Annotated in this window: 28 protein-coding genes; 25 read left to right on the top strand and 3 right to left on the bottom strand. The window is 44.8% G+C overall.

What is annotated here, in order from left to right; genetic code table 11:
- Positions 1–97 precede the first annotated feature (97 nt).
- Positions 98–784 carry a response regulator gene (locus OB236_RS27740; protein ID WP_262686822.1) on the bottom strand — a complete coding sequence of 229 codons (687 nt, stop codon included), beginning with the start codon at positions 782–784 and terminating at the stop codon, positions 98–100.
- 127 nt (positions 785–911) lie between these two features.
- Here OB236_RS27740 and OB236_RS27735 point away from each other — a divergent pair, with 127 nt between their 5' ends.
- The 20 genes from OB236_RS27735 (at position 912) to OB236_RS27640 (ending at position 19,841) form a co-directional block, all read left to right on the top strand.
- Positions 912–2,906 (top strand): sensor histidine kinase, encoded by a 1,995-nt coding sequence (locus OB236_RS27735; protein WP_262686821.1) that lies wholly within the window; start codon positions 912–914, stop codon positions 2,904–2,906.
- Between the two features lie 82 nt (positions 2,907–2,988).
- Complete coding sequence (accB, locus tag OB236_RS27730) at positions 2,989–3,495, top strand: acetyl-CoA carboxylase biotin carboxyl carrier protein (RefSeq protein ID WP_076227875.1); 507 nt, start codon at positions 2,989–2,991, stop codon at positions 3,493–3,495.
- Between the two features lie 89 nt (positions 3,496–3,584).
- Positions 3,585–4,943, top strand: coding sequence for an acetyl-CoA carboxylase biotin carboxylase subunit (gene accC, locus OB236_RS27725; protein WP_076227873.1), 1,359 nt, complete (start codon positions 3,585–3,587; stop codon positions 4,941–4,943).
- 138 nt (positions 4,944–5,081) lie between these two features.
- Positions 5,082–5,492, top strand: a complete 411-nt coding sequence (locus tag OB236_RS27720) for an Asp23/Gls24 family envelope stress response protein (RefSeq protein ID WP_076227871.1) — start codon at positions 5,082–5,084, stop codon at positions 5,490–5,492.
- Positions 5,493–5,581: 89 nt separating this feature from the next.
- A complete protein-coding gene (amaP, locus tag OB236_RS27715; RefSeq protein WP_262686820.1) occupies positions 5,582–6,142 on the top strand; it encodes an alkaline shock response membrane anchor protein AmaP in 561 nt (186 codons plus the stop codon).
- 14 nt (positions 6,143–6,156) lie between these two features.
- A complete protein-coding gene (locus tag OB236_RS27710; RefSeq protein WP_076227867.1) occupies positions 6,157–6,396 on the top strand; it encodes a DUF2273 domain-containing protein in 240 nt (79 codons plus the stop codon).
- Positions 6,397–6,497: 101 nt separating this feature from the next.
- Positions 6,498–6,947 (top strand): transcription antitermination factor NusB, encoded by a 450-nt coding sequence (nusB, locus tag OB236_RS27705; RefSeq protein WP_076227864.1) that lies wholly within the window; start codon positions 6,498–6,500, stop codon positions 6,945–6,947.
- Positions 6,948–6,973: 26 nt separating this feature from the next.
- Positions 6,974–7,840 carry a bifunctional methylenetetrahydrofolate dehydrogenase/methenyltetrahydrofolate cyclohydrolase FolD gene (gene folD, locus OB236_RS27700; RefSeq protein ID WP_262686819.1) on the top strand — a complete coding sequence of 289 codons (867 nt, stop codon included), beginning with the start codon at positions 6,974–6,976 and terminating at the stop codon, positions 7,838–7,840.
- A 4-nt stretch (positions 7,841–7,844) separates the two neighbouring features.
- Positions 7,845–9,221 (top strand): exodeoxyribonuclease VII large subunit, encoded by a 1,377-nt coding sequence (xseA, locus tag OB236_RS27695; protein WP_262686818.1) that lies wholly within the window; start codon positions 7,845–7,847, stop codon positions 9,219–9,221.
- Positions 9,196–9,450, top strand: coding sequence for an exodeoxyribonuclease VII small subunit (xseB, locus tag OB236_RS27690; protein WP_240413979.1), 255 nt, complete (start codon positions 9,196–9,198; stop codon positions 9,448–9,450). The genes xseA and xseB overlap by 26 nt, the downstream gene beginning before the upstream one ends.
- A gap of 1 nt (position 9,451) precedes the next feature.
- A complete protein-coding gene (locus tag OB236_RS27685) occupies positions 9,452–10,357 on the top strand; it encodes a polyprenyl synthetase family protein (protein ID WP_262686817.1) in 906 nt (301 codons plus the stop codon).
- Positions 10,358–10,557: 200 nt separating this feature from the next.
- Positions 10,558–12,444, top strand: coding sequence for a 1-deoxy-D-xylulose-5-phosphate synthase (gene dxs / locus OB236_RS27680; RefSeq protein WP_262686816.1), 1,887 nt, complete (start codon positions 10,558–10,560; stop codon positions 12,442–12,444).
- Between the two features lie 33 nt (positions 12,445–12,477).
- The gene (locus OB236_RS27675; RefSeq protein ID WP_076227850.1) at positions 12,478–13,314 is read left to right on the top strand and encodes a TlyA family RNA methyltransferase; all 837 of its coding nucleotides are present in this window, start codon (positions 12,478–12,480) and stop codon (positions 13,312–13,314) included.
- Positions 13,280–13,852: a hypothetical protein gene (locus OB236_RS27670; protein ID WP_262686815.1), complete on the top strand. Its 573-nt coding sequence runs from the start codon at positions 13,280–13,282 to the stop codon at positions 13,850–13,852. Before OB236_RS27675 ends, OB236_RS27670 begins: the two co-directional genes overlap by 35 nt.
- Position 13,853: 1 nt before the next feature.
- Positions 13,854–14,303 (top strand): transcriptional regulator AhrC/ArgR, encoded by a 450-nt coding sequence (gene ahrC, locus OB236_RS27665; RefSeq protein WP_076227847.1) that lies wholly within the window; start codon positions 13,854–13,856, stop codon positions 14,301–14,303.
- Positions 14,304–14,318: 15 nt separating this feature from the next.
- Positions 14,319–16,013, top strand: coding sequence for a DNA repair protein RecN (recN, locus tag OB236_RS27660; RefSeq protein ID WP_262686814.1), 1,695 nt, complete (start codon positions 14,319–14,321; stop codon positions 16,011–16,013).
- A gap of 117 nt (positions 16,014–16,130) precedes the next feature.
- On the top strand, positions 16,131–17,462 hold the full coding sequence (gene spoIVB, locus OB236_RS27655; protein ID WP_076227843.1) for a SpoIVB peptidase: 1,332 nt from the start codon (positions 16,131–16,133) through the stop codon (positions 17,460–17,462).
- 210 nt (positions 17,463–17,672) lie between these two features.
- Positions 17,673–18,476 carry a sporulation transcription factor Spo0A gene (gene spo0A, locus OB236_RS27650; protein WP_076227841.1) on the top strand — a complete coding sequence of 268 codons (804 nt, stop codon included), beginning with the start codon at positions 17,673–17,675 and terminating at the stop codon, positions 18,474–18,476.
- 229 nt (positions 18,477–18,705) lie between these two features.
- Entirely contained in the window at positions 18,706–19,608 is a 903-nt protein-coding gene (locus OB236_RS27645; protein ID WP_262686813.1) for an ATP-dependent DNA ligase, read from the top strand.
- 26 nt (positions 19,609–19,634) lie between these two features.
- Complete coding sequence (locus OB236_RS27640; RefSeq protein ID WP_262686812.1) at positions 19,635–19,841, top strand: hypothetical protein; 207 nt, start codon at positions 19,635–19,637, stop codon at positions 19,839–19,841.
- Here OB236_RS27640 and OB236_RS27635 read toward each other — a convergent pair.
- Positions 19,838–20,515 carry a DUF421 domain-containing protein gene (locus OB236_RS27635; RefSeq protein WP_076227832.1) on the bottom strand — a complete coding sequence of 226 codons (678 nt, stop codon included), beginning with the start codon at positions 20,513–20,515 and terminating at the stop codon, positions 19,838–19,840. The two genes, OB236_RS27640 and OB236_RS27635, sit on opposite strands and share 4 nt — an antisense overlap.
- A 175-nt stretch (positions 20,516–20,690) precedes the next feature.
- Here OB236_RS27635 and OB236_RS27630 point away from each other — a divergent pair, with 175 nt between their 5' ends.
- From OB236_RS27630 to OB236_RS27615, 4 genes are all read left to right on the top strand, one after another.
- Positions 20,691–20,966, top strand: a complete 276-nt coding sequence (locus OB236_RS27630) for a hypothetical protein (RefSeq protein ID WP_262686811.1) — start codon at positions 20,691–20,693, stop codon at positions 20,964–20,966.
- Between the two features lie 191 nt (positions 20,967–21,157).
- Positions 21,158–22,222, top strand: coding sequence for a putative cytokinetic ring protein SteA (gene steA, locus OB236_RS27625; RefSeq protein ID WP_262686810.1), 1,065 nt, complete (start codon positions 21,158–21,160; stop codon positions 22,220–22,222).
- Entirely contained in the window at positions 22,210–22,965 is a 756-nt protein-coding gene (locus OB236_RS27620) for a glycosyltransferase family 2 protein (protein ID WP_262686809.1), read from the top strand. The genes steA and OB236_RS27620 overlap by 13 nt, the downstream gene beginning before the upstream one ends.
- Positions 22,966–23,024: 59 nt before the next feature.
- Positions 23,025–23,885, top strand: a complete 861-nt coding sequence (locus tag OB236_RS27615; protein WP_262686808.1) for a hypothetical protein — start codon at positions 23,025–23,027, stop codon at positions 23,883–23,885.
- A 50-nt stretch (positions 23,886–23,935) separates the two neighbouring features.
- On the opposite strand, the gene OB236_RS27610 is transcribed toward OB236_RS27615, so the two are convergent.
- Complete coding sequence (locus OB236_RS27610) at positions 23,936–24,205, bottom strand: DUF2627 domain-containing protein (protein WP_076227821.1); 270 nt, start codon at positions 24,203–24,205, stop codon at positions 23,936–23,938.
- Between the two features lie 296 nt (positions 24,206–24,501).
- On the opposite strand from OB236_RS27610, the gene lpdA reads away from it, so the two are divergent.
- A complete protein-coding gene (gene lpdA / locus OB236_RS27605) occupies positions 24,502–25,923 on the top strand; it encodes a dihydrolipoyl dehydrogenase (protein WP_262686807.1) in 1,422 nt (473 codons plus the stop codon).
- Positions 25,924–25,938 lie beyond the last annotated feature (15 nt).

Raw genomic sequence — 25,938 nt, 5'->3', positions numbered from 1 at the left:
TAGCAGGGAGGTTCTGCAGTAGCTGTCGATATATGGGTATGATTGTTAAATTTGGATTACATTCTGATTACAGCTTGTTCCAAATCTACAAGTGCGATTATTCCTGCTTTACAGCTAATATTTGTAAAAGCTCTGAACGTGTGTTGATGCTTAGCTTACGGTACATGCGCGATACATAATTTTTGACAGTGCCTTCGGTGATATACAGATCCTCAGCGATCATCCGGTTACTCCAGCCTTGCCAAATCAGCCTGACTATTTCCAGCTCTTTGTCATCGAGTGAAGAGCTATGCTTGGATAACAACTTGCTCAGATCGTTGATGGTTGTGTTTTTTTCAAGTTCTCTAAGCTGGGTGAGTCTGCTGGATATGTTGTTGATCAGCTTGAGCGGTGCCACAAACTGGCCCTCCATGACCATGTCAACCGATCGATAAAAGGACTCGACATTCATATCCTTGAGCAGATACCCATTGATCCTGGCAATGGCACCCTCCTCCATATAAGTATCGTGATCAAAAGCAGTCAGCAAAATAATTTTCATTTGAGGATATAGTTCTCTGATCGCTTTGGTGCATTCAATTCCATCCATATCAGGCATTTGAATATCCAGAATACAAAGCTCCGGCACAATAATGCTGTTCTGGAGAGCACTCAGAGCCTCTTCACTGCTCGCAACAGAGGCTATAATCTCATACTTCGAATTCGTTTGCAGGATTTCCTGCAGGCTGCTGCGAACCAGTGAATGATCCTCGGCAAGCAGGACTTTAATAGTGTGATTTATCATGGCTCATTTGCGCTTGATCCTTCTGGATGCAGCTCTCCTTTTTAATCTATGCAAAGTTATTGTATCATGTAATATAGTAAACAGCTGTAAATTTTCAACCATGCTTGTTAATTGAAGGAGGACATTGTTGAGAACCTTGGTCGTAATCATGTTTGTATGGGTTATTATGCTCACGGGATGTTCCCAGGAGGAGTCAATTCCGCGCGTGAACAAGGGAGAGGTGGACTTCAGTGGATTTTCATTGTCAGGTGCGAACCGTTCTTATGTGTTGTCTGGGGATTGGAGCTTCGCTCCCGATAGGCTGGTCGACCCGAAACAAAGCTGGCCGGAGGCAAACACCGGATATATGGATGTTCCTGCAAGCTGGGAATTTGCGCCATACATAGGTGACAAGGCATGGGATCGTCAATTCGGAACGTATCGATTACAAATCCGACTACATCCTGACGATGTGGGGCAGACAATTGGCTTAAATATGAGACAAATTTCCTCAGCATACCGGATGTGGATCAACGGTCAATTGTTAATGGAACTGGGCACGGTAGGTACAACGGCCTTAACATCAGTACCCTACGAATCCCCTGAATACGTTTACTTTGTCCCTGAGAGCAGCAACTTGCAAATGGATATACAGGTATCGAATTACGCCCAGCGCAAAGGTGGAATTTGGAGCGGAATTCATATTGGGAGCCAACGGGCGATTCAATCGGATTCACTTCCTCCTTTGGTTAGAGACTGCATGAGTGCGGGCGCTTTATTGATGATGGGTTTGTTTTATTTAGTATTTGCGTCGTTATACATATCTGATCGTTCAACCTTATTTCTGGGCCTTCTATCGATTTTATTAGGACTGCGGACATTCTTATTTGGTGAAGTTTTGGTCATTTCCTTTCTTCCGGACCTACTCTGGGAATGGCAGGTAAAGCTGGAATATTTGGTTGAGATTGCAGCCATTCTTGCTCTCAATCAATACTTGAGTTCGATCTTCCCTGAGCATTTTTCCAGATATGTACTGAAGTTCCTTTATTTAATCTTTGGGTTGTTCGCTGTATTTGTTTTGTTAACACCACCTGTTATTTTCACTCAATGGCTTACCGTATTTACGGTGTTGATTACCTGCACGCTTTTGTATTCTTCATGTATTGTTTATCCAAGGGCGGTCAGGCAGCGTCGCCTTGGGGCACGTTCTGGTGCGATAGCAGGTATCATTGCATTTTTCGCTGTATTAAGTGATTCTTTTTATTACCTGTGTATTCCACTTACATCGGAAGGTCTTATCAATACCGGTTTCTTTATCTATTTACTTACGCAGATGGCTGTTACCGTCCGGCGTTATATCCATCTTAAGCAGGAGTCTGCGGCACTCACTCTACGCTTGGCTGAGTCCAATGAGCAGTTGGAACAAAAGGTTATGCAGCGCACGCGGCAGCTCACAGAATCGCATCGGTCCAATTCTCGTTTATTACATAATATCGCACATGACTTGAATGCACCGATTGCATTGATTCGTCAACAATCGAAGCTTCTTCAGGTCCATGTTCAGGAAGATGGACTTCACCATTTAAAGCTTATCGGGCAACAATCCGAATGGGCTGTACGGTTGGCACAGAACCTGAATGATTTGGCACGACTGCAGGAAAACGAAATGAATTTTCAACCCACGCTGATGAGCTCAGAGGGTTTGCTGAGGTTTCTTTATAAAAGGACCGAGCCTATCATACGCGGAGGCGGATTCATGTGGTCGCACAAATCGCTGGACGATTTGTTTGAAGCGGACGCGCTGCTTGTAAAGGTGGATTTGTTTTTAATGGAGCGAGTGTTCGATAATATCGCCTCTAACATGCTTAAATATGCTCTGCCTGCTGGCCATGTAAGTTTGTCTTATGAGAACAAGGAAGAATCGATGGAAATTATTTTTGAAAATGAAGTAGCTGCGCTGACGGATGAAACACTTGACCGCATGTTTGATCGCTTCTATCAACAGGTCCCTGAAGAGGGTGGAAGAGGTATCGGGTTAGCGGTTTGCAGTGAAATTGTCCGTTTGCATGGGGGACAGATTCGTGTCGTTCAGCCCGATAAAGGGACAATTCAATTTGTGATATCGCTTCCACTTATGCTGTAGTCAGAGGAAACTCTTTCTTTGTTAAGGGATTGTGGTATAATAGCAACGTTATTGTTTCACCATCGTTGAAGGAGTGAATCTAGTGTTTAAACTTAGCGAAATTAAAGAATTAATTAAATTAATCGATCAAAGTTCCCTGCAGGAATTGGAAATTGAAAATGAAGGCTCTCGTTTGCTGATTCGCAAACCTACCAAAACAGAATCTGTTGTATTTGCATCATCACCAACGCAGCACTCATTTCAACATTTAGCACCTCAACAATCCTTACCACAAACGGTAATCCATGCCCCGGCGGAAAGTCATAACCCAGTGGTGGAGGGTGTGATAGCACCTGCGGCGAACGCGAACTTACATAAAATTGTTTCACCTATGGTCGGCACGTTCTATGCGGCATCATCACCAGGTGCTGCTGATTTTGTGAATAAAGGCAGCCAGGTTAAAGAGAAGTCCGTTGTCTGCATCATTGAAGCAATGAAGCTGATGAATGAGATCGAAGCAGAAATCAAAGGTGAAATTGTGGAGATACTGGTAGAGAACGGCCAATTGGTAGAATACGGCCAACCCTTGTTCCTTGTAAAACCCGAGTAACGAAATGCGAAGTCAGTTTTCTTCGGAAAACTTAAGGTTACGCATATGAAGTCAGTTTTCCTTCGGAAAACTTGTAGGAGGAGATCGGAATGAAGTTTCAAAAAATTTTAATTGCCAACCGCGGCGAAATTGCCGTACGGATTATTCGCGCTTGTCATGAGCTGGGTATATCCACAGTTGCCGTATATTCGGAAGCGGATCGTGAATCGCTGCATGTCCGGCTCGCAGACGAGGCTTATTGCATCGGCCCCACTTTATCCAAGGACAGCTATCTGAATTTGACCAATATTATGAGTGTAGCAACCTTGACTGAAACCGATGCGATTCATCCGGGTTATGGATTTTTGGCTGAAAACGCCGATTTTGCCGAGATTTGTGAGAGCTGTAACATAACCTTTATCGGTCCCTCGCCAGATGCGATCAATCGAATGGGTGATAAAGCAGTAGCCAAGCTTACGATGAAGCAGGCGGATGTTCCGATTATTCCTGGCTCTGACGGTCTTGTTGAGGATTTGGATGATGCAGTCAGGATCGCCAAGGAAATTGGATATCCGGTCATCATTAAAGCAACAGCAGGCGGTGGAGGCAAGGGAATTCGTATTGCCGACGATGAAGAGATGCTGATTAGTCAGATTACCAATGCCCAGCAGGAAGCTCAAAAAGCTTTCGGAAACGCTGGCGTTTATCTGGAAAAGTATTTGACAGGAATGAAGCACGTCGAAATTCAAATACTGGCAGACAAGCATGGTAATGTCGTCCATTTGGGTGAACGGGATTGCTCGGTTCAGCGCAGACGCCAAAAGCTCGTTGAGGAAGCGCCTTGTCCAATTTTGACTGAAGAAGTGCGTGTACGGATGGGTGAAGCTGCCGTTCGTGCTGCCAAGGCTGTTAATTATTCAGGAGCCGGGACACTGGAATTTCTTTTGGGAGCCGATGGCCAGTTTTATTTTATGGAAATGAATACGCGTATTCAGGTAGAGCATCCGGTAACAGAGATGATCACCCGTATAGATATTATTAAAGAGATGATCCGGATTGCTGAAGGGGACCCGTTATCCTTCACACAAGATGAGGTTAGAATCGAAGGCTGGGCGATTGAATGCCGTATTAATGCTGAGGATTCCACTCGTAATTTCATGCCTTCCGCTGGACAAATTCAATTTTATTTGCCACCTGGAGGGTTTGGAGTCAGGGTAGACAGCGCTGCATATCCGGGATATACGATTTCACCGCACTATGATTCGATGATTGCCAAGCTGATTGTTTGGGGAAGAGACCGTGATGAAGCGATTCAGCGCATGAAGCGTGCGTTGTCCGAATTTGCGGTTGAAGGCATTCACTCGACGATCCCTTTTCATTTGAAGTTGCTGGAGCACCACAAATTTATTTCCGGGGATTTTGACATCAAATTTCTTGAAGATCATGACGTGAATGACCCTGAATCGTAAAGCTTTTATTTGTCATGGCTATATGATGATGATATAGTATGGGTTAAGACAAGTTTGCTAACTTCGCGCATACATATAGAGAGATCGAAGAAATAGACGGTTAGGAATCGGATTATAAAATTAGGAGGCCCCCAAATCATGACAATGATTGCTGCGGATTACGAAAAAACAGAAATGGGTACGATCCAGATAGCTCCGGAAGTCATCGAGATTATAGCTGGTATGGCTACGATTGAAGTTCCGGGTGTTGCAGGAATGAGTGGTGGCTTTGCAGGCGGAATTGCTGAACTGCTAGGTCGCAAAAATTTATCTAAAGGCGTTAAGGTTGAGGTCGGACAGCGTGAAGCAGCGGTTGATGTATCCATCGTTATCGAATTCGGTACACGTATCCCAGAAGTAGCCTCAGGTGTTCAGCTCAATGTCAAGAACGCTATCGAATCCATGACAGGTCTGAGTGTTAAGGAAGTTAATGTACACATTCATGATGTTATTTTTAAAACTGTTGAGAAAGTGGAAGAGACAGAAGTTGTCCCACATCGAGTCAAGTAATGTAGTTTTGAAATGGTGAAAAAAACGATTTTGTTAACCCCCTTCAAGCTGTAAGGGGGTTTGCTCTCATTCGGAAGGAGTCCGGTTTTGTGGTAAAAGTGATAGATAGACTGCTTCTCTTCGTACTCAGCGTCGTTGTTCTGATCGTAGGCTGCTCGGTGTTATTGTGTGCTTTGGGTTGGATTCCTTTCGATAAAGCTGTTAATTTTGCCCGTGACGTGTACTTTGATTTGCATACGGCATTAACCTTTATAACCTTGACAGTCGTGATTATGCTGATCAGTATTCGTTTACTGATAGTATCCCTGCCGCGAAGCAGTGCGGTAGTGCCGTCCATAGATCAACGGACCGAGTTTGGAGATATTCGAATCTCAATGGAAACGGTCGAAAATCTATCTTTGAAGGCAGCACAGCGTACACGCGGTGTGAAGGATTTAAAGGCTCGGGTGAAGGTAAGTCCCGCGGGTCTGGAAATTATCATCAGGGCGATCGTAGACGGGGAAACCTCAATTCCGCAGTTAACCGAAGAGATGCAAGCAGGGGTTAAAAAGCATATCGAGGAAATAACGGGAATTCCGGTTGCAGTTGTTACCGTGTTTATCGCCAATATTCAACAATCAACACCTACATTTAAAAGTCGGGTAGAGTAGAGGTGGGTTCTTCCATGTGGAATGGGCTGTGGGAACTGCTGTGGGAACGTCATCGCGGGAAAACCCTGGGGTCAGTCGGTGGCGTACTATTGGGACTCATCTATTTAATTTGCGGATTGTGGGATATGTTAATTTTCGCCCTAATCGTATATACTTGTTATCATATAGGGAATCGTGTAGAGCGGGGTGAGCCCGCCATTCCCGTTGAAACGACGTGGCGCTGGATCATGGACAAATGGAGATTGTTTAGATGAAATCCCTGGTTCTTGCCAAGGATTTTTTTGTTTGATGTTACGAAGTTGCTGTTTACGAAGCGAGCTTCCCTCAGGAAGCCTTTAGAAAGGAATTAAGCCAGATGAGAAGAAGATTGGCAAGAGAGCTAGCGCTCCAAAGCCTGTATCAGGTTGAAATGAACACGGTGAGCGTGATAGAGGCGATCACTCATGTTGTAGAAGAAGCACAAAACGATGATGAGTCTGAATTGATCAAAACGAAGGATATCATTGCTGAAGAGGAAATCAAGGAGCTTGTGGATGGGACGCTTGCCCACAAGGAGAGCATTGATGAGCTGCTTAAAGACTATTTAAAGGGCTGGAAGATGGACAGGCTTTCCCGTGTAGACCGCGAAATCTTACGATTGGCTTCTTATGAGATGCTATACCGTGATGATGTTCCGCCCAAGGTTGTTGTCAATGAAGCGATTGAATTGTCCAAGCATTTTGGTACGGAGGAGTCCGGCAAGTTCGTAAATGGCGTGCTCGGCAAAATGATCAAGGAACTGGATGAAATCAAAAGCAAACGTTAATAAACATTCAGGAAAGGGGACAAATCATGTCCGCACAAGTCATTAACGGAAAAGAAATCGTCAGCACTTACCGTGCGCAAATTAAAGAGGAAGTCGCCAATTTGACAGCCAAGGGTGTACAGCCCGGACTGGCTGTTATTATCGTGGGCGAAGACCCCGCTTCTCAGGTTTATGTACGTAATAAAGCCAAAGCTTGTGAGGAAGCAGGAATCTACTCCGAGGTTCATAAGCTTGCGGGCAGCACGTCGGAGGCTGATGTGTTGGCACTAATCGAGCAGTTGAATCACAATCCGCGTATTCATGGCATTCTGGTGCAATCTCCCCTTCCTAAACATATTTCCGAGGATAAAATCGTTGAAGCGATAGCGGTTGAAAAGGATGCAGATTGCTTCCACCCTGTTAACGTTGGTAACTTAATGATTGGCAAGGAAGGTCCGGCTCCTTGTACGCCTGCGGGTGTGATTGCCATATTGAAGCATATTGGCGTTGATATCGCGGGTAAACATGCAGTGGTTATTGGAAGAAGCAATATTGTAGGCAAGCCGATGGCTATATTAATGCTCAGAGAGCATGCAACGGTAACCATATGCCATTCCAAAACAGCCAATATGGAAGAAATCACACGCCAGGCGGATATCTTAATTGCAGCAGTAGGCAAACCGAAGATGGTCAAAAAGCATCATGTGAAGCCGGGCGCTATCGTTATTGATGTCGGTATCAATCGTCTCGATACAGGCAAGCTGGCAGGAGATGTTGATTTCGATGATGTATTGGATACAGCGAGCTATATTACTCCGGTTCCGGGTTGTGTAGGACCGATGACCATTACGATTTTACTTAGAAATACGCTTGATGCGGCTGCGCGTACCATACAGTCCCAAGTGAACGGATAAGCATATGAAAGAAAAAAAAGTTCTTTCGATCAAAGACCTGAACCGATATATCAAAATGCGTCTCGAAAGTGACAATACCCTGCAGGACGTATGGGTCCGCGGGGAAATCTCCAATTTTACCCATCATTCCAGCGGTCATATGTACTTTACATTGAAAGATGCGGACAGCAGGTTGAAAAGCATCATGTTTGCTTCCAGCAACCAGAGACTCGGATTCATCCCGCGTGAAGGCACGAAGGTATTGGCCTGCGGGAATATTTCCGTGTATGAGCGTGATGGTCAATACCAATTCTATGTATCTCAAATGCAGCCTGATGGCATCGGAAGTCTGTATCTGGCTTTTGAACAGCTGAAGAAAAAGCTGGCGGATGAAGGACTGTTCGCAGTTGAACGGAAACAATCGATTCCACGTTTTCCAAAGGCGATCGGGGTGATTACTTCGCCAACGGGGGCAGCAGTCCGTGATATTATGATTACGCTTCAACGGCGCTATCCGAATGTGCCTATACTGCTGTATCCTGTGCTGGTGCAAGGAACGCAGGCAGCACCTTCTATTGTGAAAGCGATCGAGACAATGAATGCAAGAAATGAAGTCGATGTCATGATCGTGGGTAGAGGTGGAGGCTCCCTGGAGGAGCTTTGGGCATTTAACGAAGAGGCAGTAGCCCGATCGATTTATGCATCACTGATACCGATTATATCCGCAGTAGGTCATGAGACGGATTTCACAATTGCCGATTTTGTTGCTGATCTCAGAGCGGCAACACCAACAGCGGCAGCAGAACTGGCGGTACCTCATCATTTGGAGCTCAGGCAGCAGCTCAGCTATTATAATCAAAGGCTTCACGGTGGGTTGTCCAATCAGTTGGAGCGAGGGCGAGAACGTTTGCGCAGAGCGCGGCGGTCACCGGTATTTCTGAATCCCCGTAGACAGCTGCTTGTTCAGCCGATGGAACGGTTGGACCGGACGAAGGAACAGCTGGCATACAAAATGCGCAGACGTCTGACCAAGCTGCAGGAGCGTCAGCTTAAGCTGGACAAGCTGTTGTCTTCGTACAATCCGAAGGAACAGGTTCTGTTTGCCAAGCGTCGTCTGGGTTCAACCGTGCGTCAATTACAGCAAGCGATTCAGACAGCCAAAAGCCAAAAGCGCCAAGAACTGGTCAGTGCTATCCGTCAGCTGGATGCGCTTAGTCCATTAAAAGTCATGCAGCGAGGCTACAGTCTTGTGTATGATGAAAATCAAAAGCAGCTTATCAAATCCATCCAGCAGGTGCAGATCGGTGATGTACTGAAGCTTAGATTGACGGATGGGCAAGTAGATTGCCATGTGTGGTCAATGGAGGGAAAAGAAAATGTCAAAACAGGAAACGACGCCTAGCTTTGAGGAGGCGATGGATAAATTGGAGCAGATCGTAGCACTTCTCGAGAGTGGAGATGTACCCTTGGAGCAGGCGATTGAATTGTTTCAAGAAGGTATGAAGCTGTCCCAATTGTGTGGGAGCAAGCTGGAGCAGGTAGAGCACAAGATCGAAATTTTGATGGAGCAAGAGGGCGGATTGGTCAAAAAACCATTCAATCCGGGAACAGACGAAAAGGGTGGGGCTTAACATGAGCACCGAAATGACGATAAAGCAATACCTTGACCAAAAAGTCGAGCTGATCGAAGCGGAATTGCTTGAATCGATTCCGGGTATCTGGAATATTCCTGAAACCTTAAGGGAATCGATGATGTATTCACTAATGGCCGGGGGCAAACGTCTCCGTCCAATTTTGATGCTTGCAGCAGTAGAGGCACTAAATGGAAGCACGGAATCGGCAATCCCGGTTGCGTGTGCAGTTGAAATGATTCACACCTATTCATTGATTCATGATGATTTGCCTGCGATGGATGATGATGATTACCGCCGCGGCAAGCTGACGAACCATAAGGTATATGGTGAAGCGATGGCTATTTTGTCCGGTGATGCACTACTTACCCATGCATTTTATTCAGTTGTTCAGGCGTATCGGATTTATGAGGTTCCGGCTGAACGGGTGCTGGACATCGTTGAGGATTTATCCAGACTGGCGGGTGCTCCAGGGATGGTTGGCGGCCAGGCAGCGGATATGCAGGGAGAACAGGGCTTAACTCGCTTGGAGGAACTCGAATATATTCATACACACAAGACAAGCGATTTAATCGTGTTTTCTTTGAAGGCTGGGGGTCATTTGGCAGGTGCTAATCCGAAACAGCTCCAAGCGTTGGAGAAGTTCGGTTATAATATCGGTCTGGCCTTTCAAATCCAGGATGATATTCTCGATCTGATCGGGGATGAGAAGAAACTCGGCAAGCCGGTTAAAAGTGATGAGAAGCAGCAAAAGGTTACCTATCCTTATTTTGTAGGTATTGAAGCCTCACAGGCCAAAATGAATGAGCTCGTTGAACAAGGCAAGCAGGCGATCATCAATGCCGGATTCCCGTATTCAGCAAGACTTTTGGAGCTTGCTGATTTTATTGTGCAAAGAGACAGGTGATCTTTGTAGAGACTATTCAAAAAGTCAGCTATTCGAACGCGCACAATAGCTGCATTTTTCCGTATCATCTTACAATTGAGCACCTATCATCAACTATGCTATAATAAATCATACGTTTAGTGGGATAGATTGCTTATTCACTCCTGCGATTGGGGTGTTTGTTATACGCAACAGTCCAAACAGGAAAGCGGGGAACACGCGTGCTGCTAGAACATATCAATCAACCACAAGACTTGAAGCACCTGACGATAGAACAATTAGAACTGCTTGCAGAGGAAACGAGGCAGTTTTTAGTTGAAAAGCTTTCGTTAACCGGTGGACATCTTTCTTCCAACCTGGGAGTTGTCGAGCTCACCATAGCCCTTCATTATCTTTATAATAGCCCTGTAGACAAATTTATTTTTGACGTGGGACATCAATCCTATGTGCATAAAATGTTTACCGGACGTATGAATCAGTTCGATACCCTGCGTAAGTACCAGGGTCTATGTGGCTTTGTCAAGCGCTCGGAGAGCGAGCATGATGTCTGGGAGGCCGGGCACAGCAGTACCTCGTTATCGGCAGCCATGGGCATGGCAGTAGCTCGTGATCTCAAAGGTGAGGACAACAAGATCATTGCTGTTATCGGAGATGGCGCCTTGACCGGCGGAATGGCTTTTGAAGCTATGAACCACATCGGGCATGAGAAAAAGAACATGATGGTCATTCTGAACGATAATGAAATGTCGATTGCTCCTAATGTTGGTGCGATGCATAATTATTTGGGGAAAATTCGTTCCGATAAGCATTATGTGAAGGCCAAAGAAGAAGTCGAGTATTTGTTGAAGAAAATCCCGGCAATTGGCGGGACGCTGGCCAAGACAATGGAAAAGCTGAAAGACAGCTTGAAATATATGCTGGTATCTGGAGTTATATTTGAGGAACTGGGCTTTACTTATTTGGGACCGGTTGACGGACACAATCTTCCTTTGCTGCTTGAGACGCTAAAGCAGGCCGAGAAGGTAGAAGGACCGGTTATGGTTCATGTACTGACATTAAAAGGAAAAGGCTACTTGCCAGCTGAAGCGGATTCCTTTGCTTGGCATGGAGCACGTCCGTATAAGGTAGAGTCTGGTAAAATGCTCAAGGCTGTTGGCCATCCTATGTATACGGATGTTTTTGGTAATACGTTAATCGAGTTGGCTGAGCAGGACTCAAGAATTATAGCAGTTACTCCTGCGATGCCAGGTGGCTCGGGTTTGCTGAAGTTTGCAGCTCAATTTCCAAATAGGATGGTTGATGTTGGAATCGCCGAGCAGCATGCAGCTACTTTCTGTGCGGGGCTTGCAAGTGAGGGTATGAAGCCTGTGTTTGCTGTGTACTCCACATTTTTACAGAGAGCTTATGACCAGATTGTTCATGATATTTGTCGTGCGAATCTGAATGTGATCTTTGCAATCGACCGTGCAGGCTTTGTCGGAGAAGATGGTGAAACCCATCATGGTGTGTACGATATTGCCTATCTGCGGAGTATTCCTAACATGGTGCTGATGATGCCAAAGGATGAAAATGAACTGCGGCATATGCTTAAGACTTCAGTCGATTATGATGAAGGCCCAATCGCTGTTCGTTACCCGCGTACCAATGGACTCGGTGTACCTATGGATGAACCATTAAAATCGATTCCTATCGGTACATGGGAAGTGCTGAGACCGGGTGACAGTGCCGTAGTGCTGGCTGTCGGACCTATGATCGGTATCGCCTTAGAGGCTGCTGAGCAGTTGAATAAGGATGGTTTACAGCTTAGGGTCGTTAACGCACGATTTATTAAGCCGATGGATGAAGCTATGCTGCTTCAGATCTCCAAGGAGAACCTGCCTATCATTACTTTGGAGGAAGGCACAACATTGGGCGGCTTCGGCAGCGGAGTGCTTGAGTTTTATGCGAATCAGAATCGTCATGGTCTGCAAATCAAAATCCTCGGTGTCCCCGATTATTTTGTCGAGCATGGATCGGTAAAAGAACAGCGTCAGGAAGTAGGACTTACTGCAGAACGGCTTGTATCCGAGGTAAAAGCGTTGATGCCGCGCAAACGGCAGCATGCTTGAATCATCTCGGCAGAAAGTGGGAATAACTTCAGCATGGCAGCAGATAAAGAACGATTAGATATATTACTCGTGGAGCAGGGCTTTTTCCTGACACGGGAAAAAGCGAAGGCATCCATCATGGCCGGACTTGTTCAGGTGGATGAAGAACCTATCGACAAGGCCGGTACGAAGGTGCTCAGAAGCTCCAGAATCCTTGTTAAAGGTGCAATCCATCCCTATGTGAGTAGAGGTGGATTGAAGCTGGAGAAGGCTTTAAAGCTGTTCAATATTGATCTGAACGGCATCACCATGCTGGATATTGGAGCCTCTACCGGAGGTTTTACGGATTGTGCTCTACAGCATGGGGCGGCTTACGTATACGCAGTGGATGTGGGCTATAATCAATTGGATTGGTCCATGCGCAGCCATCCTCAAGTCAAGGTAATGGAACGCACCAACTTTCGTTTTATGAAGCTGGAGGATTTGGAAGGACAGCAGCCTGCTTTTGCATCAATTGATGTGTCCTTTATTTCCCTAAAGCTGATCCTGCCTCCGTTAAAAAGCATTTTGGCTGAGCAAGGATCGGTCGTTGCATTGATCAAGCCGCAATTTGAGGCAGGCCGCGACAAGGTTCCTAAGACAGGGGTTGTACGTGATCCGTCTGTTCACACGGAAGTACTTCAAACGGTACTGGGGTTTGCGGAGGAAGCTGGATTTTATTTGCAGGGACTTACCTTTTCTCCGATACGCGGCGGCGAAGGCAACGTTGAGTTTCTAGCTTATTTTCAATCAGCAAGTCCTCAATCAATTGTATCATCACAACTCAAAGACGAGTGGATTCAGCAAGTAGTCATCGATGCTCAAAAGCTTCAAAACTCATCTGGAGGATGAGTTTTTTGTTTTTTTGGAGGATATTGGTCGAGTTTCTCGAATACATACCATTGAGGTGAACGGGATGCAAAGTGGCGATGGCTTTGTTATAATTTTGATTATTTTGATCGTGGGATTCTGGTTATACCTGTATATTCGCAATCGAATGAAGGGCACTATGGAAAGTGAAGGGGAAGGACTTCCACTACCGGAGGGTACCCCGGTATCGTCGGATGAAGTTACTCGGTTACTGGAGGAAAATGGATTCAAGGTCATTAGCGGCAAACAGCGTATTCCCATTCACATTACGATTAATGAGGGGGAGCCCTTGCACAGCCGTTTGTTTATTGATTATTTCGTGGAGCAGGACGGTATGTACTATACCGTGAAGGTTGCCAGAGAGCGTAAGCCTATGGAAGCAACAGGGAGCTCGATACGTGATCATCTTCTTGCCTTCCATTTACTGTATCCGCAGACTTCAGGTGTTCTTTATGTAGATCCGCAGCAGCAGAGGATACAGTGTATCCGATTTCAAATAGACAACGAGGATGAGGTATAAAATGAAAGGCCAACGACATATCAAAATACGCGAAATTATTACGAATAATGAAATTGAAACTCAGGATGAGCTGGTTGATCGATTGAAATCTGCGGGTTATACGGTTACTCAGGCAACCATTTCACGGGATATCAAGGAATTACATTTAATCAAGGTTCCATTGGATGATGGCCGCTACAAATATTCGGTTCCTGCCGATCAGCGCTACAATCCTCTGCACCGTTTGAAGAGAGCTTTGAATGATCATTTTGTACATATCGATTATACCGATAACCTGGTCGTATTAAAGAGCCTTCCAGGAACGGCCAATGCCATAGGTTCGTTGATTGACAGTCTGGAATGGCCTGAAATTATGGGGACGATCTGTGGCGATGATACTATACTGATGATTTGCCGCGGCAAAGAACAAAGCAGCAAGGTGGTAAATCAGATTTTATCCATGCTTAGCTAACAGGGAGAGTTGACGATGCTGCTTGAAATGACAATACGCAATTTAGCTGTTATAGAATCCGTACACCTTCACTTTCGTAAAGGGTTTCATGTCCTTACCGGAGAAACAGGTGCAGGTAAATCCATTATTATTGACGCTTTAACCCTTGTAGCTGGAGGAAGAAGCTCAGCCGATTTGGTTCGATACGGCAGCGATAAATCTTCCATAGAAGCTTTATTTCATATCGAGTCGGGGCATCCGGTTTGGACAACCTTGGAGGAGCTTGGTATTGAAGCCGATTCGGAAGAGCATTTAATCATACGTCGTGAAATCACAGCACAAGGTAAAAGCACAAGCCGTATTAATGGGCAAATGGTTAACCTGGCAGGACTGAAATCCGTAGGTGCCTGGCTTGTGAACATTCATGGTCAGCATGAGCATCAATCGCTGTTCCATGTGGATGAGCATATCAATTGGCTCGATTTGTTTGGCGAAGCGGAAATAGGCCCATTAAAAAGCGAATACGGGAAGGCCTATTTAACGTATAGCGGTATTCGTAAAAGCTTGAAGGAGCTTGAGGCAACCAGTAAAAAGTCTCTGCAAATGTTGGATCTGTATCGTTTTCAGGTTGAGGAAATCAGCTCGGCTCAATTAAAGCTGGGCGAGGATGAATCATTACTCGAAGAAAAACGCATACTAGCGAATGCGGAAAAGTTGTATCAGAACGCTGCGGATTCTTACGATTCTTTAAGTGGAGCCGGAACGGGTCTTACAACGATTAGTAAAGTGATGCAAAAAATCGAGGATATTGCTGCTTTGGACCCAATAAAGCTTCAATCTGTTCTGGAGCAGGTTCAAAATGCTTATTATCAGCTTGAAGATGCTGCTTATCAGCTCCGTGATTATCGTGATGACATCGAATTCAATCCGACAAGGCTTGAATTTATCGAACAACGCTTACATACCATGGCAGCCCTTCGACGAAAATATGGAGAAAGTATAGCTGACATTCTTGAATATTTAAAGAAAGTACAGCATGAGCTCGATATGATTGAGAATAAGGATGAAAAGCTGCAGGAGCTGCAGAAGCAGGAAAATCAGGCTGTTCAAAATTTACGCAAGCACGCCAAAAGTTTATCTGAGAAAAGACAGCAGGTAGCGGGCAAGCTGGCTGGCGAAATCGTGGCCGAGCTGCGTGATCTGCATATGGAAAAAACGCAATTTAAGGTTCAAATTAAATTTAATGAAGAAGCTTGCGGTGCAAGTGGTGCGGACGAAGTGGAGTTTCTGATTTCAGCCAATCCTGGTGAACCGTTACGATCCTTAAGTAAAATCGCCTCAGGTGGGGAGATTTCCAGAGTGATGCTTGCCTTAAAATCGATTTTTGCCCGAGTCGATCGTATTCCGGTGCTCGTATTTGATGAAGTCGATACTGGAGTTAGCGGACGTGCAGCTCAGGCAATTGCCGAGAAAATGTCCAGGCTGTCCCGTGATTGTCAGGTGTTTTCAATTACTCACCTTCCCCAGGTAGCATGTATGGCTGATGCTCATTACCTGATTCATAAAACCAACGACGGTAAGCGGACCTTTACCCATGTAGACGATTTATCTGCTGAAGGACGTACTCACGAGCTAGCGCGCATGCTCGGAGGGGTAGAGGTCACCGGCACGACCTTACAGCATGCTCAGGAAATGCTGGATCTGGCAGATGTCAAGAAAGGAAGTTTGTAGCCCCAAGTGTGGGATCATTTTCACTTATAAAACGAATGGTGTGGGGATACCTTAAGGGTACGCATTAAGCGGTGAGTCATTGCCGCTCGTGCACAGGAAGCAAGGGAGCGTGACACCATGAGTTCCAACCGGAGAAAAAGATTGATCGGATTGATGCTTATCTTCTTCGTTTGTCTGGGTAGCCTATCCACACCCTTCCAAAGCTTTGCCTCATTTCCAGAAGAACTAAGGCTGTTCACTGGTCAGCAGACCAGTCTTCAGTTGGCGATGCCTGTTAGCGCCCAGGTGAGCGTGAATGATCCGGAAATTGTGAAAGTTAATGGATCGAACAAGCACTCATTTCAAGTGGATCTTCATCATCCCATTTCTTTGGAATCTTACAAAGCAGGACAAGCGGAGCTTACGCTAAAACTTTTTGGCAAGATTCCACTCAAAACCGTCAAGGTCAATGTGGTCCCTGACCTCAAGGTTATTCCAGGTGGGCATACCATCGGAGTGAAGTTAAAGTCGGCAGGTGTTCTGGTTGTCGGTCATCATTTGGTGACGATAGCAGATGAGAAGAAGATTTCACCAGGCGAAGATGCCCGAATTCAATTGGGCGATTTGATTGTCAAGCTGAATGGTAAGCCGATTACTGACGTGTCCAAGGTTTCTGAGCTGGTATCCGAGGCTGGTGAAAGCAAGAAACCCATTATTTTGACGGTAAAGCGAAATAATGAAGAGCTTGAGCTGAGTATGCAGCCAGCCTACGATATTGTGGATAAAACATATCGACTTGGGCTGTATATTCGAGACTCAGCGGCAGGTGTAGGGACACTGACCTTCTACGCACCTGATCAAGGTGTTTATGGAGCATTGGGCCATGTTATCACGGATATGGACACACAAACACCGATTGCTGTAGGAACTGGGGAAATTGTTCATTCCAATGTGACTTCAATCTCCAAGAGTCAAAATGGGGAGCCAGGAGAAAAAAGAGCACAGTTTTCCAAGGAAAGCAAGGTGCTCGGCAACATCGAGAAAAACACTTCTTTCGGTATTTTTGGTCAAATGAATGAGCTGCCCGATCATAGCTTTTCCAAAGAAGCTTTACCTGTCGCCTTTTCAGAAGAAGTAAAAGAAGGACCTGCTCAGATTTATACAGTTGTGAGTGGGCAAAAGGTTGAGAAATTCGATATCGAAGTTATGCACGTGACCAAGCAGGACTTTCCGGCAACCAAAGGTATGGTTATTAAAGTCACAGACCCGCGCTTACTGGAAAAAACCGGTGGTATCGTACAAGGTATGAGCGGAAGTCCGATTATTCAGAATGGCAAAGTAATAGGTGCTGTCACTCATGTATTTGTTAATGATCCAACCAGTGGCTATGGATGTTTTATTGAGTGGATGCTGCAGGATGCAGGTATTATGCTTCGCCAGACTTTGAATGAAACGATGAAAGCATCTTAAAAGTTCTCCCTTATGGGGGAACTTGTTTTTTTGACTAAACATGTCGAATGGTCAGCTATCTTGAAACAAAATATTAATTATATGATAAATACAAAAAAAAATCCAGAAAAATAAATTTCGACAGAAGGAATTTTATTTATCATGTCGAAAGTATACTAAAGAAAACAATTAAACATCCATCTTTACCCATTTTGAAGGAGGAAGCTAATTTTGCAAACGATTGAAGTATTGCTGGCTGACGACAACCGAGAATTTACTAACTTACTGTCTGAATATATTGATGAGCAGGATGACATGCGTGTTTCGGGAATAGCCTATAATGGCAATGATGTTCTTCGTTTGATCGAAGAAGGCAATCGGCTTCCAGATGTACTTATCCTCGATATTATCATGCCGCATCTGGACGGTCTGGGCGTACTGGAAAAGCTGCGTGATATGAATTTGAATCCGCAACCCAAGATCATCATGTTGACGGCCTTCGGTCAAGAAAACATTACACAAAAGGCGGTTCAATTGGGTGCTTCTTATTACATACTAAAGCCGTTCGATATGGAAATATTGACGAGCCGAATCCGGCAGCTGGTCTCCAATAACCAAAGTAACTCGGTTACTTCGAACACAACAAGCACAAGGGCCAACATTGTGCAGCTTCCCAAAGGTAAAAATCTTGATGCCAACATTACAACCATTATTCATGAAATTGGTGTCCCTGCTCATATCAAAGGCTATCAGTACCTTCGGGAGGCCATCACGATCATCTATAACAATATAGAAATTTTGGGTGCTATCACCAAAACCTTGTACCCGCAAATTGCCGAAAAATACAAAACTACCCCAAGCCGCGTAGAACGTGCTATCCGTCACGCGATTGAAGTCGCCTGGACGCGTGGCAACATCGACAGTATCTCGCACCTTTTCGGTTACACGATTAATATCTCGAAATCAAAACCAACCAATTCGGAATTTATCGCCATGGTTGCGGATAAGCTCAGAATTGAGCATAAGGTATCTTGAAAGGGTAAGGAGTAGGGCGTGGCAAGGGGTTACGTGTAATGGATACTAGATACATCCAGTTGACGATAGCCGATACACTTGTTTTGCAACCGATAATTTTCCCCATCTCACCCGATAAATCTAAAGGATTTATTGGGTGTTTGTATTTAATGAGTCTATCCCATTGGGGTTATTAGGGATGTTTATATCCAGGAAATAAGCATCAAAATAGTGTAAGAGGTGATCCACAATGCTTTTTACACAAATTAAGCCAATGATCGTCAGCGTAGGCAGTGAACCATTCGACGATGAAAGGTTCATTTTCGAGCCCAAATGGGACGGATGGAGATTACTTATACATAAGCAAGGCAATCGCATTGAAGCCTACACACCGAACGGAAATATCATAACCAATAAGTTTCCAGAGTTATTGGAAGCGTCTGATGCCATAAGAGTACACTCCGCAATTCTGGACTGCGAAGGTATTGTACTGCGTGAGGGTAGACCTGTATTTGATGATTTCTCTTATCGAGGGCGACTAAGCCTTTCATCAAGAATCACTAATGCGGTAAAAACACATCCAGCGACATTTGTAGTATTTGATGTTCTATATACGGATCGTGAGCATTTGAATGAGCCACTAATGATTCGGAAGCAGCGGCTGATTGACATTGTCTCTGCAACGCCTGTTATATCACCCACCATGTATATTGAAGCGCAAGGGCAAGCTTTGTTTAAATTGACCAAAGATCGTGATATGGAAGGAATTGTGGCAAAGCGCAAGGAATCTAAATACTATGTGGACACTAAAAGTCCTGATTGGTTAAAGATCAAGCACTTCAAGACGATTGACGTTATGATACTGGGATATAGAGACAACCCGTTTAAGTTTGTTATTGGATTGAACTTTAGAACTGTTCAAAATAAGCCTGTAGGTGTTGTAGAGTTAGAATGTAAACCAGAAGAAAAAGAACACTTCCTTGGACTTGCAAAGCAGCTCCATACGGTTAAGGATCAGAAAACACAATGGATTGAGCCGCGTTTATGTTGTCGTATAGAATATCTTGAAAGAACCGATACACATCAATTAAGAACAACGGTGTTTCGGGAATTTTTGTTTGATAAGAAACCAGAGGAATGTAGATGGACATAAACAACAATAATAGGAGATGGCGATATATGATGAATAGAGAACTTGCGATTGACCGCTCAAAACAGCTTTCCAGAGAAAATAATAGATCGTATTTTGTTATTCATTCACCTGAAACTTTAAACGATTCTTTAAACAATAAGGGTTACCAAGTTCTTGATAAAGAAGAATTAGATAAACAATTAGCTTTAGGAAATTTAAGCAAAGATAAGATAATATTTAGCATTGAGGTTTAGCTTGTTTTTAAAGTAATAAACACACGATCTTGTTGATCGATTTGAGCCAATAAAATATGCTCAAGCTGAATATTTTTATCTTTCAAAAATTTCTTCATCCATTTTGAGTCTTTCTGGATATTTTGTAAATTCTCTTCAATAATTTTACCGTCAATAATACATGCCTGTGGAATTCCACGTGATTGACTCTTAATATTCATATCTGTGCGGGTTATCGACATGTTATTAGTTTTTTTCATGATGGATAGGGTTCCATCTGTTTCCATAAAGGCAAATTCGATTTCATCAATATAAAAAGCATCTTTCTTTCTTAAGAGCATGAGCAGTTCATCGATAGTTAGGCGGACTCTTTTCATGTTCTCCAGCAAAATTTGACCTTCTTTGATAATGACCTGCGGCTCACTGTCTAATATTTTTCTTCCAATAAAACTTTTTAGAGAAATATAGTCTGAAACAAGAACAAGTATAGAAAACATGGTTAAACCGATCACACCAACAAATAGTGATACATTGGGATTGAAAATGAGGTTACCACCAATAGAACCGAATGTGACTCCAGCAACAAAATCAAAAAAAGTTAAATGAGATATTAGTTTTTTTCCTATAATACGTGCCCAAAATACTAAACCAACAAATGAAATAACGGAACGAAGAAGAATTTCAGCAATTGACATTATTTTGACCTCCAATACATGTGATATGATAACCAGAGATAAGGCGTAATTTAGATATTGTATTATCCCCTAAAACAGTATTTTAATATCGACAGTATGAGAACGCTCAATATGCAAGTGATGTAGAAGTTTGTCAAATATTAGTATATAAACACCATTTGTGTGGGAGGAAATAATGAAATTCGATTATTGTGAATTCGAAAATGAGTCTGAGCAGTCTGTTGAAATTGACATTGGCTGCCGATTCGATGATGAGCCTGATGAGCTCTATGTCATTCAGCTTATTCTCGGTAAAGATGGGACCTCATTGGGGATCAAGCTGCTTTTTAATGGACTGGATTGTAAGTACCAGTTTAAACCGGAGGAAAAAACCTCGATAGTCAGCTATATTCAGCATAGTTTGCCAGATACGCCCTATAAGGATTGGTTTGAAGGCAGTTTATTTCTATAGTTTGTTCTTTGAGATGGTATAAGCAACAACATAAGATAGCAAGCAAAAGTCTAGGTGAAGATATGTCTACTGAGAAGAGATCATATCCATACCTGGACTTTTTTATTATAAAATATCGGATTCATGCATGATATGGCACGTTCTGACCCAAAATAGAGGGAACAAGAGCTATAGAAGCGGAGTGCGTGCCAATGGCAATTAGAAAAGAGGAATCTTTAACAGGCCATATTAAGGGGATTGCCCAAGTTGATAGACGGACGAAACAGCTTATGCGGAATATTGAACCCGGCATGATTGCTGTGATTCATCATATGGATCTGGATGAACTGGCTGCAGAAGGTTTGATTCGAGCCGATGTGAGACTAGTTGTGAACGCAGGTCCCGTCATGTCAGGAACAGTTCCCGTGCGAGGGCCCCTGCTATTGTTGGACAAAGGGATACCTATTGTTCAAATAGAGCCCATGTGGCTTCCGTTTATCCCTGATCGCAGTGAGCTTCAATTGACTGAGGCTGGTATTGTCATTGATAACCATGTGCTTCCATGTGAGAGATTTACACGAGAGGAATGGTTTTTACATTATCACAAGGCATTAAGCACTATGCAGGAGCAGCTGAGTATTTTTATGGATAATACGCTTGCCTTTGCTTCCTTGGAAAAGGAACGAATTCTGAAACCACTGCGCTGTAAAGCCATGAAAACGAGACTTGAAGGTCGGCCAGTGCTTATCGTGATTCGCGGCGATCATTATATTAGTGATCTGAAGGTGCTTCACGGCTATATTCATAAGCAGCAGCCTGTCCTCATCGGAGTGGATGGTGGAGCAGATGCTATACTTGAACAAGGCTTTATGCCAGATCTTATTGTCGGAGATATGGACAGCGTATCGGATGCAGCACTGCTATGCGGGGCTGAGCTCGTAGTGCAAGCTTATTCAGATGGGACAGCACCAGGTATGCGCAGGCTGCTGGCTATGGGGCTTCAGGCCATCACGCTTCCAGCCTGTGGCACGAGTGAGGATATGGCGCTTCTATTGGCGTATGATCACGATTGCGAATCCATCATTGCGATCGGTACGCACAATCATATGTTTGATTTTATGAAAAAGGGAAGGCTCGGTATGGGCAGCTCAATGCTCGTCCGAATTAAGGTCGGAAGTAAGCTGACTGATGCTAAAGGCTTCCATAGCTTGTTTCCTGATGAGCAAGAACACCTCTGGAAGCGCTTGTTAAGGAGGCTGTTGGGATGGTTGATGTGACGGATCAGCTCTTTTGCAAGGGGATTTCGATTATAGTGCCTGCTTATAACGAAGAGAGGCTCATCGGGGAGACACTGCGAGCTATTCGAGCCGGAATTCAACAATGGGCAAGCCATCGCGGGAGCTCGGCAAGTATTGACAATGGGGCAGAAGCTGTGGAAATTATTGTTGTTAATGATGGGAGCAGCGACGACACCTACGATACAGCAGTGTCCTGGGCGGATATCATTGTCACGCATCCACGTTCATACGGTAAAGGCGCAGCCTTGAACACAGGTTGCCGTATGGCAAGAGGTAGCATTCTTGTATTTCTGGATGCGGATCTCGGTTCATCAGCGGCTAGCTTTCCTTTGATTGTAGAGCCTGTATGGGCAGGTCAGGCAGATATGGTCATTGCCAAGCTGCCTAAAGCTGTCAAACCGGGTGGCTTCGGGATGGTAAGGAGACTGGCGCAGTTCGGTGTGTATCGGTTGTCTGGATTTGATCCCGCAGCACCCTTGTCAGGTCAAAGAGCTATCCGCAGCGATGTGATGAAGCAGATAGGACGCTTTGGTGAAGGCTTTGGAGTGGAGGTAGGCCTGACGATTGATGCTGTGAGGCTCGGGTACCATGTTCAGGAATGTGAAGCAACCTTCTCTCATCGAGAAAGTGGGCGGGACTTGCGGAGCTGGCTTCATCGTGGAAAGCAATTTTCTGCGGTAGGTCGAACTCTCTGGGAACGTTACAGGTATCCCATATGTTGATATGGGTCGGGTTGTTATTGTGTGCTTGGTTGCTCTGGATGGGGAGGTCCTTACTTCCAATGATCAGGATGTTTATGACGAATCATGGAATGCTGCAGCCCAACTATCAAGGACAGCAAATAGCTACAGGTTGCGGAATACTCATATGGCTGCTTGTAACAGTTAATGCCGTAGTGATGAATGGACTGGCAGTGCTGTTTCGAGGGCATGAGAGGCTGCCTGGCTTTGATCAGGTGCCCTTTGTAAGCTATGTCGCCGCGTTGTCCGCGGTTGCCTTAGCGGGATTTGTAGACGATGCAATAGGCGATAAGGCAGTAAAGGGCCTGAAGGGGCATTGGCGGCTCTGGAAGGAGGAGCAGATTTGCAGTACAGGTCTGATAAAAGCAATTGTAACCGGTATTGCGGCTCTTTTGTTTGTTGGTGTCATAGCACGCGACTCCTGGTGGCATGTTGGTGCTGACTTGCTGCTGCTGGGGCTGATGACCAATGGTGTCAATTTACTGGACGTGCGTCCAGGCCGCGCACTTAAAGGCTTCCTAATGATCACAGTAGCAGGAACGATTGGCCAGTTAATTGTAAACGCTGTAAGTGGACAATTTCATATAGACGAGCTACTACAGATGGCAATAAAAATAGCTCCCTATGTAATGCCTGTGTACATCGGTGCTTATGTTTTATTAGGGCCGGATCTTCGGGCAGAACTGATGATTGGGGATACGGGAGCCAATATGCTCGGATTTGCAATAGGCTGCTGGGTGATCCTTGGATCGGCCTGGCAGCTGCAGGCTATTCTGATTGTATTCATGCTGGTATTGCATATCATGGCTTGGCGTTCCTCAGTCTCGCAGTGGATTGAAGCCAATCGGTTGCTGCTGTGGTTCGATTTACTGGGTCGCAATAAAAATAAAACCAGTAGATAGATGGAACTGTCAAAGTGTGCTGTTAACGGCTTAAGTGATATTTTTCTAAATTAAGGGCGCTTGCGCTTGACCTTAAAGCGTGGAGCCACATAATTGCGTTTGCGATCGCGAAAAAAAGTCCATCCCCCGAGAAAAGCAACCCCGGCCAGAAACATGATCAAACCAATTGTGAATTTCCCCCATAAAACATGTGGGTTCGCCTCTGCCGCTCCAAATTGTGCAAAAAAAGCATCCTTCATGGCTAAGAAGCCATAGGTAGCTATAAGCCCAGGAATGACTAACATTAATACAGCTATAAAGCGGGAAAGTGTAGTTTTCATATGTGCTCCTTTGCTATATCCGAATTTGCGGATTGTGGAATTCCATTCCTTAAGGTAACATACTATCGTCAACAATTCATGTATGTTTCGTAAATTGTACTATATTTTCCACACTTATTAGAGTTACAATAGGATAAACATCAGAGGTCAGAGACTGCTCACGCAGTCGTCTCTTTCGGAAACCAATCAGATGCTTACATAAGAAGTGGAAGATCACGAATGAGTTTTGATTTGCAACTAAAGCGGTGCAGTGCACAACAAGTTGTTGCTCCGCAAAACTATTAGGAGGTTTTTACATGACGCAAGCTTTTGATATCGTTATCCTTGGGGGAGGTATGGGTGGATATATCGCGGCCATTCGGGCTGCTCAATTAGGAAAAACGGTCGCCGTCGTGGAACGGGATAAGCTCGGAGGGACATGTCTTCATCGAGGGTGCATTCCAAGCAAGGCACTTCTGCGCAGTGCGGAAGTTTATGCAACGATGCAAGAGAGTGAGAGGTTCGGAATCGAAGCGGCCTCTGTACAGCTCAATTTTCCTAAAGTACAATCCCGGAAAACAGGCATTGTCGAGCAAATGCATAAAGGCGTTCAGTACTTAATGAAAAAACATAACATACAAGTTGTCTATGGAAACGGTCGAATTATTGGGCCCTCTATATTCTCACCCCGCAGCGGTTCGATTTCGGTTGAACAGGCGGATGGGGAAATTATTACGCTTGTCCCGGACAAGTTGATTATTGCAACAGGTTCCCGACCACGTACACTTCCAGGTCTGACTATAGACGGCAATCATATATTAAATAGTGATGACGCTTTGCAGATGGAGCAGCTACCCGAATCGATGATCATTATCGGAGGCGGGGTTATTGGTATGGAATGGGCTTCGATGCTGAATGATTTTGGTGTTAAGGTGACAGTTGTGGAATATGCTCCAAGACTGCTGCCTACTGAGGATGCCGATGTGTCGAAGGAAATGGAACGACTGCTCAAAAAGAGAGGCGTTCAAATATTCACGGACGCTGCAGTAGTCGCAGAAACGGTTAAGATTGAGTCTGGACAAGCGAGTCTTGAAGTCGAACGTAAGGGCGAGCGTAGAGCACTTCAGGCGGATAAAGTATTGGTTTGTGTAGGCCGTCAGGCGAACATCGAGGGGATTGGCTTGGAAAATACGGATGTTAAGCTTGCCGGAGGCGTTATCCGTGTTAATGAGAACCTGCAGACGGCAGAAGCTCACATTTATGCGATAGGGGATTGCATCGGCGGTCTTCAGCTTGCACATGTGGCTGGCCATGAAGGCATTCAGGCTGTAGAGCATGCAAGCGGTCAGAAGCCCCATCACCAAGAGGCACATCAAGTGCCTCGTTGTATTTATACAAGACCTGAGGCAGCCTCTATCGGTTGGACGGAAGCCCAAGCAGTTGAGCAAGGGCACGAGGTCAAGGTTGGTAAATTCCCTTATTCCGTATTGGGAAAAGCTTTAGTGCAGGGTGAGCAGGACGGTTTTGTGAAAGTAATCGCCGATAAGTTGACGAACGATATACTGGGTGTACATATGATTGGCGCCCATGTTACTGACTACATATCAGAGGCGGCTTTGGCTCAATTGTTGAATGCTACGGCCTGGGAGGTAGGGCAAACCATTCATCCTCATCCAACTCTTTCCGAGGCTCTGGGCGAAGCTATGCTTGCAGTTGATGGACGAGCTATTAACATGTAACAATTGTTTTCATCA

Source organism: Paenibacillus baimaensis (assembly GCF_025567575.1).
Note: the sequence above shows the minus strand (reverse complement) of the source record. Positions and strands in the feature narration are given on the sequence as shown.